This window comes from Chitinophaga sp. W3I9 (assembly GCF_050434025.1).
Taxonomy (GTDB): domain Bacteria; phylum Bacteroidota; class Bacteroidia; order Chitinophagales; family Chitinophagaceae; genus Chitinophaga.
Genome location: NZ_JBNPWC010000001.1, coordinates 2,646,260 through 2,664,724 on the forward strand (window position 1 = coordinate 2,646,260; position 18,465 = coordinate 2,664,724).

At 47.3% G+C, this 18,465-nt stretch carries 13 protein-coding genes; 12 read left to right on the forward strand and 1 reads right to left on the reverse strand.

Features of this window, described 5'->3' with window-relative positions:
* Positions 1-4 precede the first annotated feature (4 nt).
* Positions 5-727, reverse strand: coding sequence for a hypothetical protein (locus QFZ51_RS11145; RefSeq protein ID WP_429045812.1), 723 nt, complete (start codon positions 725-727; stop codon positions 5-7).
* A gap of 254 nt (positions 728-981) precedes the next feature.
* Here QFZ51_RS11145 and QFZ51_RS11150 point away from each other — a divergent pair, with 254 nt between their 5' ends.
* From QFZ51_RS11150 to QFZ51_RS11205, 12 genes are all read left to right on the forward strand, one after another.
* The gene (locus QFZ51_RS11150) at positions 982-1,320 is read left to right on the forward strand and encodes a hypothetical protein (protein ID WP_429045814.1); all 339 of its coding nucleotides are present in this window, start codon (positions 982-984) and stop codon (positions 1,318-1,320) included.
* A gap of 78 nt (positions 1,321-1,398) precedes the next feature.
* Positions 1,399-2,226 carry an HvfB family MNIO-type RiPP peptide maturase gene (locus QFZ51_RS11155; protein ID WP_429045816.1) on the forward strand — a complete coding sequence of 276 codons (828 nt, stop codon included), beginning with the start codon at positions 1,399-1,401 and terminating at the stop codon, positions 2,224-2,226.
* A complete protein-coding gene (locus tag QFZ51_RS11160; protein ID WP_429045818.1) occupies positions 2,210-2,959 on the forward strand; it encodes a DNA-binding domain-containing protein in 750 nt (249 codons plus the stop codon). The genes QFZ51_RS11155 and QFZ51_RS11160 overlap by 17 nt, the downstream gene beginning before the upstream one ends.
* A 71-nt stretch (positions 2,960-3,030) precedes the next feature.
* Entirely contained in the window at positions 3,031-3,993 is a 963-nt protein-coding gene (locus tag QFZ51_RS11165; RefSeq protein WP_429045820.1) for a polyprenyl synthetase family protein, read from the forward strand.
* 648 nt (positions 3,994-4,641) lie between these two features.
* Positions 4,642-7,641, forward strand: coding sequence for a SusC/RagA family TonB-linked outer membrane protein (locus tag QFZ51_RS11170; RefSeq protein ID WP_429045822.1), 3,000 nt, complete (start codon positions 4,642-4,644; stop codon positions 7,639-7,641).
* A gap of 17 nt (positions 7,642-7,658) precedes the next feature.
* Positions 7,659-9,143, forward strand: coding sequence for a RagB/SusD family nutrient uptake outer membrane protein (locus QFZ51_RS11175; protein ID WP_429045824.1), 1,485 nt, complete (start codon positions 7,659-7,661; stop codon positions 9,141-9,143).
* Positions 9,144-9,155: 12 nt separating this feature from the next.
* On the forward strand, positions 9,156-10,298 hold the full coding sequence (locus tag QFZ51_RS11180) for a carbohydrate-binding protein (protein ID WP_429045826.1): 1,143 nt from the start codon (positions 9,156-9,158) through the stop codon (positions 10,296-10,298).
* Between the two features lie 2 nt (positions 10,299-10,300).
* A complete protein-coding gene (locus QFZ51_RS11185) occupies positions 10,301-11,344 on the forward strand; it encodes a DUF5007 domain-containing protein (RefSeq protein WP_429045828.1) in 1,044 nt (347 codons plus the stop codon).
* A 39-nt stretch (positions 11,345-11,383) separates the two neighbouring features.
* Positions 11,384-14,626 (forward strand): SusC/RagA family TonB-linked outer membrane protein, encoded by a 3,243-nt coding sequence (locus tag QFZ51_RS11190; protein ID WP_429045829.1) that lies wholly within the window; start codon positions 11,384-11,386, stop codon positions 14,624-14,626.
* 21 nt (positions 14,627-14,647) lie between these two features.
* Positions 14,648-16,117 (forward strand): RagB/SusD family nutrient uptake outer membrane protein, encoded by a 1,470-nt coding sequence (locus QFZ51_RS11195; RefSeq protein ID WP_429045831.1) that lies wholly within the window; start codon positions 14,648-14,650, stop codon positions 16,115-16,117.
* 18 nt (positions 16,118-16,135) lie between these two features.
* On the forward strand, positions 16,136-16,834 hold the full coding sequence (locus tag QFZ51_RS11200; protein WP_429045832.1) for a fasciclin domain-containing protein: 699 nt from the start codon (positions 16,136-16,138) through the stop codon (positions 16,832-16,834).
* 18 nt (positions 16,835-16,852) lie between these two features.
* On the forward strand, positions 16,853-18,451 hold the full coding sequence (locus QFZ51_RS11205; RefSeq protein ID WP_429045833.1) for an IPT/TIG domain-containing protein: 1,599 nt from the start codon (positions 16,853-16,855) through the stop codon (positions 18,449-18,451).
* The last annotated feature ends 14 nt before the right edge of the window (positions 18,452-18,465 follow it).

An 18,465-nucleotide genomic window follows, 5' to 3' on the forward strand; every position in this document is an offset into this window, starting at 1 on the left:
GTGTTTATTCGTCCATGGCGGCGAGGTGTAAAAGCGCAGGTAATTTGGCGGGATCGTGCATAATGGCGGAAAGGGACGACATATAGGGAAAAGAATGATGGTCCATACCAAATTTATGAAGCAGGTATACATCCAGTTGCTCCGGCGAAGTATGTCCCTGTATGTAATCACTGAGATAAAAGAGAAACCGTTGTCTTTCTTTTTCAGATAACAACACCAGCGCCACCTTGTCTTTCAGGCTGTTATGCTGGCCCGACCGGAAAATCCTCAGTGCCTGTTTGTAGTGCGCCAACGTTAATTCACCGGCAGAAGCAGGCAATAGCTGGGTACAAAAATAATCTACCGCGATATCATCAAAGAAACCCGCTCCATCGTCGGTACCGGGCTCGTTGTGCCAGGTGGCCCACTGGATCAGCTGTTCCTTGGTGATATAGCCGGTCAGCATCGCTTCCAGCTGGTGAATAACCCCTTCGCGGGTGGGAGTGGTATCGGAAGCATGCGAAATAGCAGTGACTATATCCTGGTAATAATCCTCATTGATTTCACTGGCAGTCTGGAACAGTAACCTGCTCACTTCAGTGTCTGATTCTTCTCCGGCCTTCTGTTGCAGCGGGGATACGCTGCGCAATTCATCTATTACTTCCTGTCTTGTTTTAGTACCACGTAAATATGCCTTCAATAATGTTACAAAGTAAACGGACGTTACAGGCGACATTTCATTTTTCATGGGCCGAGTTTAATTCATATTTCATTGGGTACAGGCCAAAAATAGGATAAAATGCTGAATAGTGATGCCGGTTATCACACCATTTGCCATACTCTCTTTACCGGTTATCCGCCTTTAACATTTTTTTTGGTTGCCGGGAAAACTAAAACAGGTAATTTTCCGTAAGCTTTCCACTACGAAACATAAACAACGATCATCACGTCTGTCTGTCAGAAACATATATTTTCTCACCAGTTTCTTAAATTTTCAAGAAGATGAAAAACAACAATCCTATCAGCAAAAAAGTACTGTTTTCCGGCTCTCTTGTTGCCGGTGCTATCCTCGGTATGGCTGCATTGCAGGTAACTGCAACCCCCGGCAGTTATACTAACCTGGGTTCCGGCGCAGCCGTAAGAAGTACATTAACCGGCGCATCCGGCAATACAGCCAATGCGATTGAACTGTCATGCGGCGCAAAAAAAGACAGCGCTGCTGCAGGTAAAACAAAAGAGGGTAAATGCGGTCAGGGTAAATGTGGTGAAGGAAAATGCGGCGATAAAAAAGGTAAGAAAGGAGATAAGCATAAAAAAGACAGTACAAAATCCGGCAGCTGATTTCCCGGATAAGGTAAAGACCGGTATCATATGCAGGCCGGTCTTTACTCGTATTTTAACCTCCTAAAATGTACGACCATGGTAGGTATAGGTTTTCGCAGGGAATTTGCGGAAGAGATGATCAGCGGTGAACATATCCGCCCCGACTTTATTGAGTTTGCCCCTGAAAACTGGATGAACATTGGCGGATACTGGAAGAAGGTATTGCACCGCGTGGTAGAAAAATACCCTGTGCTTTGTCATGGGCTTTCCCTTTCTATCGGCAGCCCCGAAGCGCTGGATAAATCGTTTCTCCGGTACATAAAAGCATTTCTCCGGGAATACAACGTACAGATCTACTCAGAGCATCTCAGCTATTCCAAGTGTGATAACGCGCATATGTACGACCTGTTGCCCATTCCCTTCCGGATGGATGCGGTAAAGCATATTGCCAGCCGTATACAGCAGGTGCAGGATTATTTGCAACGCCCGCTGGTAATGGAAATTGTATCTTATTACACACCGGTAGCGGCAGAAATGAGTGAAGTGGATTTTATTAATGAAGTGGTAAAACAATCCGGCTGCCAGCTGCTCCTGGATGTGAACAACATTTATGTAAATGCTTTCAACCACCAGTATGATGCCAAAGCATTTATACAACAACTGCCCCTTAGTAAAGTTGCTTACATACATATGGCAGGTCATGAACAGGTAGCTCCTGATCTGATCATTGACACGCACGGGGAACCAATTATAGACCTGGTGTACGACCTTTTTGAATGGACCATTCAGCACCTGCAACCCGTACCGGTTTTACTGGAAAGGGATTTTAATATCCCGGAAATGGCGGAACTGCAGGGAGAGTTAACCAGGTTGAAAAATATTTGTCACAAACAATGGACACGGAAAGATGAGCTTGTTGCCTGACACTTATCATATCCAGCAAACTTTTTCCACCTATTGCAGAACCGGTGAAAAAGTGAAGCTGCCCGGCGTAGCGCCGCACCGGCTGAAACACTATCGCCAGCTGGTATTTAACATGATCCAGGATACTATGGAGCATGCATTCCCCATTGCATTTAAACATATTCCCACCACCAGGTGGAATAAAATGGTGAAGGAATTTTTTTCAAGGCATGCATGTCAGTCGTACCAGGTATGGAAACTCCCCCTGGAGTTTTATACTTACGCGGTAGAGCATAACTGGGAAGATACTTATGGTATTCCCTTCCTCAACGATCTCCTCGCTTTTGAGTGGGCCGAAATGGAGGTGTATAACATGGAAGATATACCTGCACCTGCGTATTCCCTTTCCGGCAACTGGCTGGATACCCTGCTGGTACTCAACCCTGAGCACCGGCTGTTATCTTTTAACTACCCCGTTCACCTGGTAGCGAAGCCGAAAGAACTGCTGAAAAATAAAGGCGTTTATTTTGTGCTGCTGTTCCGTCACCCGGAAACAGGGCATGTAGAGTTCACGGATCTGTCGCCCTGGCTGGCCTTCCTTACTGAGCAGTTAACACTCGGCATCACGGTAAAGGATATACTGGAATACGCGCCGCAGCTGAATATAACGGACACGGGTACACTGGAGCAGGATACGCTGGCTTTTTTAAAACACATGCAGCAATTACATTTTGTGCTGGGCTTCCGGCAATAAAGAAAGTCAGGTCCCAGGTCATACTTTCCCACAGAAGTCGTAATTTCGGCCCCGTTCATAGTGATGATCATATGCAATTAGCCCGGGAAACGATTGGTAGCGAATTACAGCGGTTTGAGGAAATTTTTCATGATGCCATGCGAAGTGATGTACTGTTGCTGAACAGGATCATGGCGGATATTGCTGCCCACAAGGGGAAGCAGATGCGTCCGATGTTTGTGTTGCTGTGCGCCCGGTTGTGTGGCGCCATCAATGATGCCAGCTACCGCGCCGCGCTCCTGGTGGAGATGCTGCATACCGCTTCCCTTGTGCACGACGACATGGTGGATGACGCTATGAAACGCCGCAGCGCATTTTCTGTAAACGCCCTTTGGAAAAATCGTGTATCCGTAATGGTGGGCGACCAGCTCTTTACCAAAGGTGTACTGCTGGCCCTCGATAACAACGACCCCGGCCTGCTTAAAATATACGCCGCCGCTATTCAGCAAATGATAGAAGGAGAATTGCTCCAGATGACAAAAGCCAATAAACTCAGCTTTGAGGAAAAGGACTATTATGATCTCATCAATGCTAAAACTGCCTCCTTCCTGGCCGCTGCCTGCGCCGCCGGCGCCACATCCGCCTGCGATAACCCGGAAACTATCCAGCGGTTGCACAACTTCGGACAAAAAGTAGGCATGGCCTTTCAACTGAAAGACGACCTGTTTGATTATGGAAATACCGACATCGGCAAACCTACCGGTAATGATATCAAAGAAAAGAAAGTAACCCTTCCCCTTATTTATGCCGTTCAGCATGCCGGCCCGGCGTTGCGGAAAAAGATCCTTCATATAGTAAAGCACCAGCATACCGACAAGGATAAAGTAAACTTTGTAGTGGAAACGGTGAACCAGTCGGGTGGACTTGATTACGCCATCCAAAAAATGATGGAATACCGCGATGAAGCATTCCGGATACTCTTTACTTTTCCGCCCTCACCCACGCGGGCCGCATTAGAGGAATTGGTGCGCTATACCACCGACAGGGCATATTGATCTGGACCCGCATGGGGATGTATGATAACGATAACGTCCTGCATTATTAACACCTGTGAAGACTACCCCGGTCATTGTGAATGAAGAATTTGAAAAAAGGCTCACGAAGATGAAGGCGGTGTTACCTCCCGGATTAAATTTTAAAAAATAATTCACAAAAAACTATGAAAAATCCTTTTAGCTAATTACATTTGGTACAGTAGCGTTAAAAAAACAACCAGAATTTAAAGAGCATTGATAGTACTGATGACCAGTAAGACCCTGTGTTTGCTGTAGTTTCCCCACTGTGCATTAGTACTGCCATTACTGAAAACCAGAATTACAGACCGATTGAAAATTTCACGTTAATTAATCTTGTTTCCATGACTCAACGTTCATTACATCCTGATAGGGTCACCCGCTGTCCCTAACTACCCACGGGCGTTATGTTTCCACAGTTGACATTATTTTCGCATCCTGCTTATGCTGACGAGGCATTTTGCATGGCAGATATTGTGCTGTAGTAGCCATGGCGAACGCTGATCTCTAAATCACAGACATTCCCCTAAAGGGAACAGGGCAACCTATGCCCGTTCATGTCAAAAAATAGTTAATCTGGTGTAAAGCTTCTTTTACGCCCTGGGATTCTCATTCCTAAATATTGCATGTATGAAATACTTTTACTTTTTCCTGCACAGAGGTATTTATTTTTTTGCAGCAATGTGCCTGGTGAGTACATCATCGGAAGCACAGAATGTGTTGTTCAAAAATAACAAAGATACCTCCGGTGTGAATGCAGATTCACTTGCCTTTTCCAAAGTGACATCTACCAGGCGGGACACATTGGGATATTTTCCCAACAATGAACTCTTCCTGAAACGTAGTGCCAGTGGGGCTATTTCTTCAGTAGACATTGGCGAGGTTAAAAAACTTCCCTACAACAGTATCGACCAGATGCTGATAGGAAGGGTAACGGGAGTGGATGTACGAATTCCTTCAGCAGAACCCGGAAAACGCAACAGCGTATTTGTAAGAGGTACCTCTTCCCTGCTCCTGAGCAACCGCGATTTGTTTTATGCGCAACCCACTTATGTGGTCGACGGTGTGCCCTTGATCATGGAGCATGCTTTCGCCTATGACATTCAGCGGTTCGATTTTAACAGGATGGGAACGGAAACCAACCTGCTTGGCTTCCTCGATATCAATGATATTGAAAGTATCGAAGTGCTGAAAGATTTTGCTGCCAGCGCAAAATACGGTCCCAATGCTGCCAACGGGATTATCAACATCACCACCAAAGCACCCCGCGTGGGACAGATGCGGGTGTCGGTAAATGCTTACGCCGGTGTATCATTAAAACCTGCGGTAGATGCAGTGAATGGCAGATACGAAAGTGATTTCCGCCTGCCCTTCTACCAGAAATATGCTGATGAAACACAGTGGCGTAACTTTCCCCGCTACCTGGCAGATTCTTCCCAGGCCCGCTACTATGGCCCAGCCAACTGGGATGATCTTTTTTTGAGAAACGCATTCACGGAAGGTATCCAGGCTGCCGTAAGCGGCGGAACGCCATATGCCAACTTCCGGTTCAGCATCGGGCAATCCTCGCAGCAGGGCGTATATGACAAAACAGGCATCAAACGCTACGATGTAAACTTCGGGATCAACATCCAGCCCGTAAGGAACCTGATTTTTACAACAGATATTTCTGTAGCTAACCAAAACCGGAAACGGAATGAGTTTATCCGCGACCGCGCCGGAGACGAAGACTATCTCTTTAACTACGATGCACCTTTATCTCCCAACAAAGCCTATCTCCAACAGTATTATACGGCGCTGGAAAATACCATTAACCGGAACAAGAATAATTCTGCCCGTATCATTGCCAATGCGAAGTATAGCTTCTTATCGCACTTCACCTGGAACACCCGTTTTGCTATTGACTACGGGCAAAATTTCCGCGACTTCTTTGTACCTACGGCACTCGGCGAAGGCAACAGTTATGTATCCAATTATGATGGACTGAACAGGCGGATGATCCTGGACAATTCCCTTCAGTTTGAAAAAACTTTCCCGGGAAAACATCATCTTGAAATAACACTTGGTCAGTATGGCCAATGGGACAAATGGCGCTATGATTACGGCCGCGCCTACAAAGGCTCCAGCGATTATGTGAAGATCTATCAGCCGGGTACAGATCAGCAGAAAGAAGGCCGCTTCGGCAACTTCCGCCTGATGTTTAACACTAAAGATTTTACGCAGTCGCGGCTGGCATCTTTCTACACCAATGTCGGATATAACTTCAATGAAAAATATTTTGTTTCCCTGTATGTGAGAAGAGATGGCAGCTCCTACCTCGATGCAGATAACCGCTGGCTGATATCGCCTACTTTATCTGCTTCCTGGAAAGTGCATAAGGAAGATTTCCTGAAAGAATCTTCCTGGCTGAGCAACCTGAATGTCCGCGCCAGCTGGGGCCGTGTAGGCCGTTTGCTGATGGATGAAATGTATACCGGCGGACCGGTATATAACGTAGATGCAGGTTGGAATGGGGTGCCTAACATGTCTACCTACAACGGTTTCCCTGTTATTAACGCCGGCTACACCACCGGCTATGTAGTGCCGGGTACTTCGTGGCCGGTAGTAGAGCAACTGAATGGCGGCATTGATATCGGTCTTTTTCACGACCGGTTACGCGCCTCGCTGGATGTATATGCCAAAACAGATCGTAACCTGGTACTGAAGGTGCCTACATTGGAAGAGGAAGGATATACCGGTATCGTAAAAAATGGCATGGACATCCGGAACTACGGCTATGAGTTGTCTATCGATGCAGACGTAGTGAAAGGAAAGAAATTCCAGTGGACCACCGGTATCAATATCTATACAAACCAGAATAAGCTGATGGCTTTGCCCGACGGGATTACCGACCTGGTGATCAATAACCGCCGTTTCCTCGTAGGAAAACCGGTAGACCGTTACTGGCTGCTGCTCAACGAAGGTATTTATAACTCCGATGATGAAGTACCTGTGAATCCAAAAACAGGCAGGAAGATGACTTACCAGGGTGTAACCCTGAAAAAAGGAGATCCTAAATGGACAGATTTAACCGGCGATTTTAATATCAATGATGCGGACCGTGTAATGAAAGGCCGCCTGTCACCCGCTGCTACCGGAGGTTTTACCAACACCTTCCATTATGGCGCGTGGGACGTGAACATCCTGCTGAACTATTCTTTTGGCCGTAAAGTGATTAACCAGGCATTGGCCGATCGTTTTGACTTTGCCAACAGGGAAGCCATTGATGATCCAAAGGCGATAAAGGAAATCAGCTGGTGGTCGAAAGTAGAAGGCGACTATAGCAAAATACCGCAATACAATCCCTGGAGCGCAGTATATGCCTACCAGCCCAACCAGACCCTGTTCCTCGAAGACGCCTCTTTTGTAAAGCTCCGCGCATTAACGGTGGCCTACAATATGCAAACAGACTGGATGAAACGTTCGGGTGTTGAGCACCTGCGTATTTATGCCACCGGTAACAACCTGCTTACCTGGACAAAGTACAAGGGCGGCGATCCGGAAGCCGTGAGCTATTTCGGATATGACGAAGGATATTATAACTGGGCGGCTCCGCGCACGTTTACACTGGGCTTTAATTTTCAATTCTGATGTTAAAAAACAAGATCATGAGAAATATCGCTGTTGTTGGGGTGATACTATTACTGGCTGGCGGGATGCAGTCCTGCAAGAAAATGCTGGATGTGCCTTCACATCGCGCCCTGACAGAAGAAAATATGTGGCAGACTAAAAATGATGCACGCGCAGGATTATCTGCCTGCTATGCTTTAATGCGCGCTGCCATGTCAAACGAAAATGCACACTGGGTGTACGGAGATTTGCGTGGTGGCGACTTTCAGTCGACCAAGCGCGGCGATCTGCGCGCAGTAGTGGAAAGTAACCTGAACGCCAGTTATTCTACAATGGAGGAATGGCGCGACTGGCGAAGATTTTATACGGCTATAGCACAATGCAATCTTACGATAGAAAAATTACCACAGGTAACCGCTACCGATTACCGTTACTCGCAAAACGATATGAAGCTGGACCGGGCGCAGGCGATTTACATCCGCGCATTTCTCTACTATTATATTGTAAGGATCTGGGGAGATGTGCCACTGGTAATTGCTCCGTCGGATGGAGTAGCAAAAACGATCTCCCGTGAAAAATGGGATAAAGTACTGGATTATGCTGCCGCCGAAGCAAAAGCCTGTATTGATGGCTTACCCTGGAAATACAATGGTAAGTCGCCGGAACAACAGGGCGATTACCGTGGTCAGGGTGAATCACATCATATCTCTATCACCATCACCAAAGGAATGGCCTATACATTGCTCGCACATATCTATAACTGGAAAGGCGAATACGATAAGTCGCTCGAGTATGCCAACACCGTCATCAACAACCAGTCGAACACCGGTTACGGTTTTGTGAGCCTGAACGATCTTACCAGGCTGGATGGCGCATTCCGCGGACGTATCGGGGCCAACATTTTCCAGATAGATATGAACTTTGACCACGCGGAAATATCGTCTACCGGTCAGTTGGAAGACTGGACCCTCCGTGAACCTTATATTCCAAAAAGGGAATCTGAAATTTATGTGCCGAAAGACAGTGTGCTAAAGATCTATAGCGAATCGCGGGAACAACGCCCTACCTATTTCTTTACAAAAATGGAAGAGGCTTATCCCATCTTTTACAAGATGAAACAAATCAACGGCGCGGTGAAAGATCCCGTACTGAAAATGTATTCGTCTTGTATAATCGTATTCCGTTATGAGGAATTGTACCTGCTGCGCGCAGAAGCTAAAGCCCGGTTAGGACAAACCGCGGAAGCACAAAAAGACCTGAACCAGATCCGTAACTCCCGCGCACTCAAAAATGTAAACGTAGCTACTGCCGGCCAGGAGCTGCTGGATGCTATTTTGCTGGAACGCAGAAGAGAGTTGATCGGAGAAGGATGGTACTGGTACGACCTCATACATTTCAAAAAGATCCCGCAGTATACCAAGCTTACACAGGCTGACGTAGACAGGGGCGCCGCTTTGTGGCCACTATCGCAGGAAGCGCTGGCCAACAATGGCGCGCTGGTTCAAAATTCTTTCTGGAAATAATAAATCACTGCCATGAAAAAATATTTAATACTACTGGCTGTAACGGCTTGTTTTGCATGCGAAAAAGGAATGCAGGACTACCGGAATGCAAAGCCCGTATCGGAAGTGAAGGTAAGTACTTATGATTTTCTCAAGCAACAGGGAGGATTATATGACACCCTGCTATTACTGATAGACCGCGTAAAGCTTACGGATACGCTTAAAAATCAACAGGTCACTTTTTTTGTTCCACAGGACAACAGTATTTCCACAGCCATCAGGAACGTGAATTTTTCCCGGGAACGCCTCGGTGATAAAGGCAACTGGACACTGGATAGTATTCCGCTGACGGTATGGGATAGTCTTTTGCGACGCTATATCGTGCGTGGACTGGTAACCGCCGATTCGCTGAGATATGCGGATGGCAGTGACCTCGAATCTTTGTACGGTCATGAAATGAATGGTAAAACCGCCAGCACCAATGCTTCCGGCGCAGTGGGCGCAGGCACCGCGGTGTTGCAGTACAGCGATAAAAATGATTCCAGGTTTACAAAAGACTGGTCCGTTGCGCTTACGCAAAACGTGGACATCAAATCTACCAACGGATTGATGCACATTTTAGAAACCCGGCATGTATTCGGCTTTACATCCTTTGTTGGAAAAGCCTATCCCAGGTCACTGGAGCCGGCGCAGGGGCCATACCTCGGCTACCCGATTGAAATACCCGGTATTGTGAATGCAGCCGATTATGACGAAGGCCCCAAGGGAGTAGCCTACGACTATCGTAATCCCAATGGCGGTCATACTTACCGTCCCGATGATCCGGGCACAGAAAACTGCTCGCAGGGGGATGGCGCCACAAGTCCCGGCGGTAACTATAATATCGGCTGGACCAGCGACGGCGACTGGGTACGGTATACGGTTGACATTAAAGAAGCAGGAAAATATAAAGTAGAACTGAGGATAGCCGGGAATGGCGGTGGCCTTATTTATCTTTTGATAGATGAAGTAAGGGTATGTGAAGATATCCCGATTCAAGGTACCGGCGGCTGGCAATCCTGGCAGGGCGCCTTTGGAACGGCAGATCTGCCCGCAGGAAAACACCTGATGAAAGTGATGATCAAGAAAGCCAACCTGAACCTGCACCGTCTCATCTTCACCAAAATAAACCCATAGCAATGAAAAGGCAAGTATATACTTTATTAATAGCCGGCACACTGGCCATTACGGTAACAGGCTGCTACAAGCAGTTGTTGCCGGATGAGAAAGAGCATTTCAGTAATAACGCCAACTTTGACGGCGATACGTACCAGGCCAATTTTGGACGTACCAATGTGTTCTACGGAAAATTTAATGCAGACAATTCAACGCAGCCACTCACTTTTGAAATGCAGAACATTGCACGGCCCGATGGCACGCCTGCGCCGGAATTGCTGGAGCAGGTGAATACCTGGCAGTGGAAAGAGTATTATAGCGGTACGGAAAAAACCGTAGCGGAAATTGAAGCCAAACGTATCCAGGTGAAAAGGCCGGTACTTGACATGCGCTCTACTTCAGGCGATCTTGTTTTCTGGGCCACCGATACCTCCAAAATAAAACAGGGCATTTATACTTTTGATATCCTGGTGAAGAACAAAGGTGGGCAGAAAACTTTCCAGAAAAGAAAGCTGGACCTCCGCCGCCCGCGACCATATGAGCCTTACGAGTTTGATGACATCACCGGCCTGCAAAAGAAAGTGCCTAATACCGATAATCTTCTTTACAATCATCCTACCGTAATAGGCGTGCAAGATATGCAGAACAATGAGATTAACAGCGAGCAGGTAAATGTGTATTTCGTTAAAACAGGTACTGCTAAGAATACACTGACATTTAAATTTTATGATCAGGATTCCTTACCAATTAAAATGTCGAAGTTTAATGTTACCAAATGGGACAGCCTGAGATATTACAGCAACACCGTTGGTACGACTGTGAATTTTGGCTTTAACCGCAAGTTTTCATCAGACAGCGCCACTGTTACCTGGGATGTAACCAGCCCTTACCCGGTACTGGCGGACGTGGGGATTAATGAAAAAGCCAGCGTCATGTTCATCTATGAGCGCATTTCCTATGGTGTGCGCCGGCAGGCAGGTATCGGCTACGGCTTTGCCGTATTTGAACCAGGCAGCTGGGACGTGATCTTCAAGTTTAAAGTAAATCCCAAGTTTACCAACGATTAAACCGGTAACTGTATTCTGAATCATTAAAATATTAGTGCCATGAAAAAACGGTACATACATACGTTGGTTGTTCTTCTCCTGTTACTTACAGGAGCAGGCAACAGGGTATATGCCCAACAGGCTGTTACCATTAAGGGTAGGGTGACGGATGCCGGTTCCAAAGAGGGAATCCCGGGCGTAACCATCATTGATGTAAAAAATAATAAAGGTCTTGGTGTTACAGACCCCACCGGTCGTTTTACCATTTCAGTAGAACCCGATAAAACCATCCAGTTCCGGTACATCGGCTATCGCCTGGAAACGGTTAAAACGGGAAGTGTAACGACGCTTAACGTTACCCTGAGCCCGGAGAATAAGTCGCTGAAAGAAACGGTGATCATAGGTTACCAGAAGCGTACCAAGGAAACATCTTCCGGGTCGGCAGGCGTGATCGACGGAAAGGCGCTGCAGGATGTGCCGGTATCCAATATCCAGGAACTCCTGCAGGGAAAGATTGCGGGCCTCAATATCCAGAACAATTCCGGCGCGCCGGGTTTTCGTGGTACCATGTCCGTTAGAGGGGTTTCCCAGCTGGATGTAAGTGGCAGCGGTGATAATGCCTATCTTACCAGTAACAACCCATTGCTGGTAATTGATAACGTTCCGGTAGATTTCGACGGCGGTATTTCCCAGTCGATGTTGCAACCAGGCGCCGCAACAGGTCCGCTCGCCTTAATTCCGCCGGAAGACGTAGAGTCCATCGTGGTAATGAAAGATGCGCAGGCTACTGCTTTGTATGGTTCGCGTGGCGCCAACGGCGTAATTGTGGTAACCACCAAACGTGGTAATTCACCTACACCGATCATCGACATCAACAGCAGTTTGTTTGTGAACCTGCCGCCGAATTTGCGCCCTACTATTGGTGGTAATGCCGAGCGCCGGTATCGTATCAACTCCATCATGAAAAATGCGAGGGATTTGCAGGACGCACGCAGCATACTGAGCGATCCCAATTCCCAGTTCCTGACAGACAGCCTGAATGCTTTCTATAATAATTCAACCGACTGGCAGGGGTTATTTTACCAAACCACTTTAAATACCAATAATAACGTACAGATCAGCGGAGGTAACCTGAAAATGAACTACAAGGCCAACTTTGCTTACCAGATGAACCAGGGCGTATTGAAAAATACCGGTTTTAATAAGTATAGCCTGAACATGCAACTGAATATGCAACCAAGCAAGAAGCTGCGTATTGGTGCACAGTTGTTCAGTGCGCTGGGTCAAAAGCAACGTGGTAATGGCGGCGGATTGACTAACAATGGTGCAGGAAATTCCTTTACCTCTTCCCTGATGCCCGGCCCTTCTACCTTTGTTGGTAACCCCCAGCTGAGTGGATATGAAAATAATATAGATGATAACAACACCCTCAATATCCGTGGTTTCGTGGATGTGGACTATGAAATTATCAACGGGCTGCGTATCAACTCTACTACTTCTTATGACTACTACACCGATACCAGGGACCGGTTTAATCAATCGTTTTCCAATAACAACCAAACCGGTTTATATGGTTTCGTAGGCCGGCACGATGAGCTTAATACCAGGAATGGCGTGAACTACAGCTACAGCAGCAGACCTGCCGACCTGGAAAAAAGCCATAACATATATGCCAGCGTATTCAGCGAAGTGAACATCAAATCAGATGACCAGCATGTGAAAGATATACGCAATGGTCCGAACGATTACTACTGGGGACCCCGTGGTTATTCTCCGCGGTTCTATCCCGGTAACCCCTGGAATAATGCCAACGAAATAAATGTAAACGGTACGCCGGTATCTTATGTATATCATGCTGCATCGTGGGCAGGGTTCTTCTCCTATAACTACCGTACGAAGTATGTATTGGACCTGGCCTACCGGTTGGATGGAAACTCGTCTGCAGGTATCAATAACCCCTATACGAAAAATCCATCTGTGGGTGTACGCTGGAACTTTAATAAAGAAAACCTGATGCGGCGCTGGAACTGGCTGGATTATGGATCGGTGCGTGTAACCTATGGCGTTAACAGCCGCCCTACCGCTACTATCCTCAATTCACTGGGTGCATATGAAAGTGTGAAAAACTACAACAACGCGGTTTCCATCAATCCTAACTACGGCGTGCTCGCCAACCCTTACATGGAACCGGAGAAGTCTTCCCAATTTAACTTCGGGGTAGACCTGGGCCTGTTTAAAGGTCGTGTAGAAGTTATCTACGATACTTATTACAAGAACAATTACAACCTGGTGCGCGATATCCCGTTGCCTAATTCCACGGGGTACGGTAAAATGCAGGTCAACGGCGGCGCTATTGTGAACTACGGCCATGAGCTGTCCATCACCACGCGGCCTATTATGAACCGCGATCCCAAAGGTTTCCAGTGGATCTTCTCCATAAACGGTGCGTACAACAAAGGCGTGCTCACGGAATTGCCCGGAGGTTCGCAGCTCTTTATAGCAGTGGATCAGAACACTTACCAGAGCATTGCATTGAAAGTAGGAAGAAATCCGCAGAGCAATTATATGTACCAGACAGACGGTGTATACAGCAATACTTCAGATGTACCGGTAGATCCCATCAGGGGCGTACGTTACAAAGCGTTTAAAGGTCCCGGTACCCAGTACTTCCAGGCAGGAGATCCTATCTGGAGAGATCTGAACGGCGACTACGCATTGGATGGTGCCGACTACATGATCATGGGTAACCCGGAACCAATGTTCACCGGTGGTTTGAACAATACGTTGAGCTACCGGAACCTGTCGCTCAATATCAACTGTACTTTCCTGGCAGACCGCAGCATCCTGAATAACGCTATCGCTGCGAGGATCTACCGCCTGCAGTATCCCAACCTGTTGAGTAAGAACGACGGTACCGCCGCCGGTCCTATCAACCTGTATGATATCAATCAGATTGACTACTGGAAAAATCCGGGCGACAAAGCATCGCATCCTGCCATCGTAGGTTCTTTTGATCACGATGCACAGGTAGCGCCCAACAGGCTGGATCAGAGCTTGTATATGGAAGATGGTTCCTACTTCAAAATCAACCAGATCACACTGGCTTACCAGTTCCGTGACTTTGATTTTATGAAGCGGCTGAAGCTGCGGGTATTGCGTGCTTATCTCACTGCATACAACGTAGGCATCTTCTCAAAGTATACCGGGCCTAATCCTGAAACCGTTACCTCACTCGGAAGGGACGATATCAACGGGTATCCAAATGCCACCAGTTTGACATTTGGTATTGGCGCTCAATTTTAATGACACTTAAATTATTTTCAGATGAAACATTGGTTTAAAATAGGAATGCTTTTCTGCCTTTTGCTGGGTGTGGGCTCCTGTAAGAAATTTCTGGAAGTAAAGCCACTGGATACCCTTTCCGGAAAGGATTTCTGGAAAACAAGAGGCGATGCACAGAAGGCGGTTAGTGGTATATATTCAAAGCTGCTGCAAAAATTTACCAACGGCGTTATATATAATGTAGGCGATTTCAGGGCCGGCAACTGGAACTGGTTTGATAAGAACGGTTTCCGCAACCTCGCTGCCAACCGCCTGCTGCAGGCCGGTGGCGACGGCATAGAAGATATCCCGGACTGGGGATTGTTTTACCAGGCGATTGCTACCGCCAATCTTTGTATCGACAGGATACCAGGTATTGAAGATCCGGCTTTCAGCTCAAGGGAGAAAAAAGCCCTGGTGGCAGAAGCCCGCTTTGTACGCGCGTTCATCTACTTCTATATGTCACGGCTATACGGAGATGTGCCCCTGCAAACAGACCCTTATGATATTACGCTGAGGCCGCGCGAGAAAATGCTGACGGTATTGGACTTCTGTCTGAAAGACCTCGAAGGATGTAAAGACGATATGGTAATTTCCTACGACGATCCTACCAACAGGGCGGTACGCGGCACCAAAGGCGCTGCGCTGGCACTGATGGCGCATATCAATATGTGGAGCGCTGGTTTTGACCCCGCCAATCAGCAGAAATACTGGACACAAACCGCCGATCTGATCAAAGAACTGATGGCGCTGAACGAATACAAACTGTTGCCTTACACCAAAGAAACATTCCAGACCATTTTCAAAGGCCGCTCAGAAGAAGGCATCTTTGAACTGTCGCTGGATGCTAACTATGGTGGCGCTTTCCATTTCCTTATCTGCCAGTGGACCCTGCACGATCCCATTATCAGGGATGGACTGAACGGGAACAGTGAAATCACTCCCATGGTAAGGCACCTCGACAGGGTTTATCCCCGCGGTGAATCCGACAAACGGATAGACCTGTGGTTCGATGATCCGTATGCTTCCAAAGGAGAAAAGAAACCAATGTTCCTGAAATTTTCTGCGATCACCAATCCAATTACCAGGGATTATGACGCCAACTTTATCCTGTTCCGCTATGCAGATGTAATCCTGCTGAGGGCGGAAGCATTGGCCAACCTGGGAAACAGAAATGCCGAAGCGATAGAGATGCTGAACCTGGTACGCGACAGGGCAGGCGCAAAGCTGTATGCCGGCGGCGGTGGAGAACCGCTGAAAACGGCTATTTTCTATGAAAGGGAAAAGGAACTGATGGGAGAAGGACATCTGTGGTATGACCTCATCCGCACCGGAAGGATCGGCGACAGAATACTGACGGAGAATCCCCTCACACCGGATCTCATGGAAAAAGGCGCATGGACCTGGCCGATATCATCATCGGCAGTAAACAACAATCCGCTGGTCACCAGAAATCAATACTGGATACAATAACTGTAAAAAATATTCACTATGCGAAAGCTATTGCCCATAGCCGGCATCCTGTTAATAACAGGCCTGTTGTTATCTTCCTGTAAAAAAGATTATTATATCGACAGCGGTGTTGCGGATCCGCATTATAAAGGAACTATTTATGAGTACCTGGTTCAAAACCCGGACCTCTTTGACACCGTGGCATATGTGGTGGAAAAAGCCGGATTGAAAGAAATGTTGCAGAACGATTCTGTTACTTTCTTTACACCAACAGACCAAAGCATCGTGGATGCTATTGATGACCTGAACGAGTACCGTTACCGGATGGTAGAAGACAGCGTGAAACTAGCTGATATTCCTGCTAAAGTATGGAAGAAATTCCTGGGCATGTACATGCTCAAAGGGAAGTATACGGCCAATAAGTTTGCACGTATTGATCCGGTGAATGTATACGCTTACCCGGGCATTAACTACGTTATGAACAGCGGCTATATTCTCAACATCGGGTTAATTTACCAGAACTATAATGGTGTAGAAGCGGTAGGCGCGCGTGTGCTGTTGCTCACAGATATTACCTATGATCCGGTGACTTTTGCCAATAACCAGAAAGTGCAGGTGATGACCTCCGACATTCAGCCAACAAACGGTGTATTGCATGTGCTGAATTTCCGGCACAACTTCGGTTTCCGGCCGGGAGAATTTGTCAGGATAGCAGAACAGGAACTGCAGAATCAATAACTCATTAATGCATTCAGTATGAAAAAATATACGTATTTAATAGTGCTCCTGGCAGTGTTAGGCGCCTGTACAAAAGATAAGATCAGCTCCAAGGGGGATGATCCTTATAAAGAACAGGTGCAGCCGGCGATCTATATCAATAAAGACGGTATCACTCCCACCAGCGCACACATAGGAGAGGAGGTGCTGATCAGCGGGAAAGGATTCCTGAAGAACAAAGATAAACTGGCCATTCTTTTTAATGGCATAAGTACGCCCATCCTGGCGCTTACAGATACGACCGTGCGCGTAAAGGTGCCTGCACAGGCAGCTACCGGTAATGTGGCTGCACAGGTGGACCAGGAGTACTTCTTCGGACCCTTCTTCCGGGTAATAGGTGTTTTTCAGATGGATACCCTTTTCCCCAGTAAAGTAGCCGCTAATGGCGGTATCTCGGATATTATACCTGTGGAAGACGGGAAGTATCTAATCGTCGGTGATTTCACAGACTTCGATAACTCCGGTAAGGAAGGAAAGCTTAACCGCGTGGCGAGGATTAATCATGATGGTAAAGTAGACGGCTCTTTTGGCCCGGACAAGAAAAATGGTACCAATACCTTTGTGGCTACAGCCGCTGCACTTCCAGGCGCCGACCGTAAATACCTGGTGGCAGGGGCTTTTAATAACTATGAAGGGGTGAACTTCGTCAACAGTATTGCCCTGCTGAACAACAACGGCTCGCTGGCAGCAGATAAGATTTTCAGTCCTACCGGGAAGGAAATCACTGTGTCTTCCCTGAAAGGCGGTATTTCCGGACAGGTGGCCAATATGCATGTGCAGGCGGATGGTAAGATCCTGCTCACCGGCTTCTTCCGGTTTTATGTACAACCTAACTACAACCTCGTGGGTGCTGCCGGTCAGGATTCCGTACATCTCGATTCCGTACAGATCAATGGATTGGTTCGCTTAATGCCCGACGGAAGCCTGGATAGTACCTACAACTACGACCTGGCAAAGCACATGGGTAAAGAGGGGCCCAATGGTTATATCAACCGCTCTATCCTCCTACCCGATGGAAAAATGCTGATTGCAGGTACTTTCACCAAATACAACGGACAATCCGTGAACCGCATTGCCAGGTTAAACCCCGATGGTTCTATTGATCCCTCCTTTTCAGCAGGCGCCGGTCCCGATCAGAATATCCTGAACATGACCCGTCAACCAGATGGAAAGCTGATCATTGTAGGCCGCTTCAATACTTTCGGCGGACTAAAACTGGCTAATGTAGCCCGTATCAATGAAAACGGGGTGATAGATCCCACGTTTAACGTGGGTGTGGGGTCCAATGGTTACCTGTTCAATGCGCATGTAATGCCCGGAGGAGAAGTAATTGTGAGCGGTATCTTCACAGAGTTCAGCGGATTGGTGCGCAATAATATGATTGTGCTCACCGACAAAGGCGCGGTTCATCCTACGTATAACACTATTGGCGGCGTAACACTCGACCAGAACGCCAACAGTGGCGGTATTACACAGATCCTGCCGCAGGTGGGAGAGAAGTCGCTGCTGGTAGTAGGCACCTTTACAAAGTTTGATTACCGTGATGCCAACAGGTTTGTACGGATTACTTACCCGTGATCACCTGAAAGCAG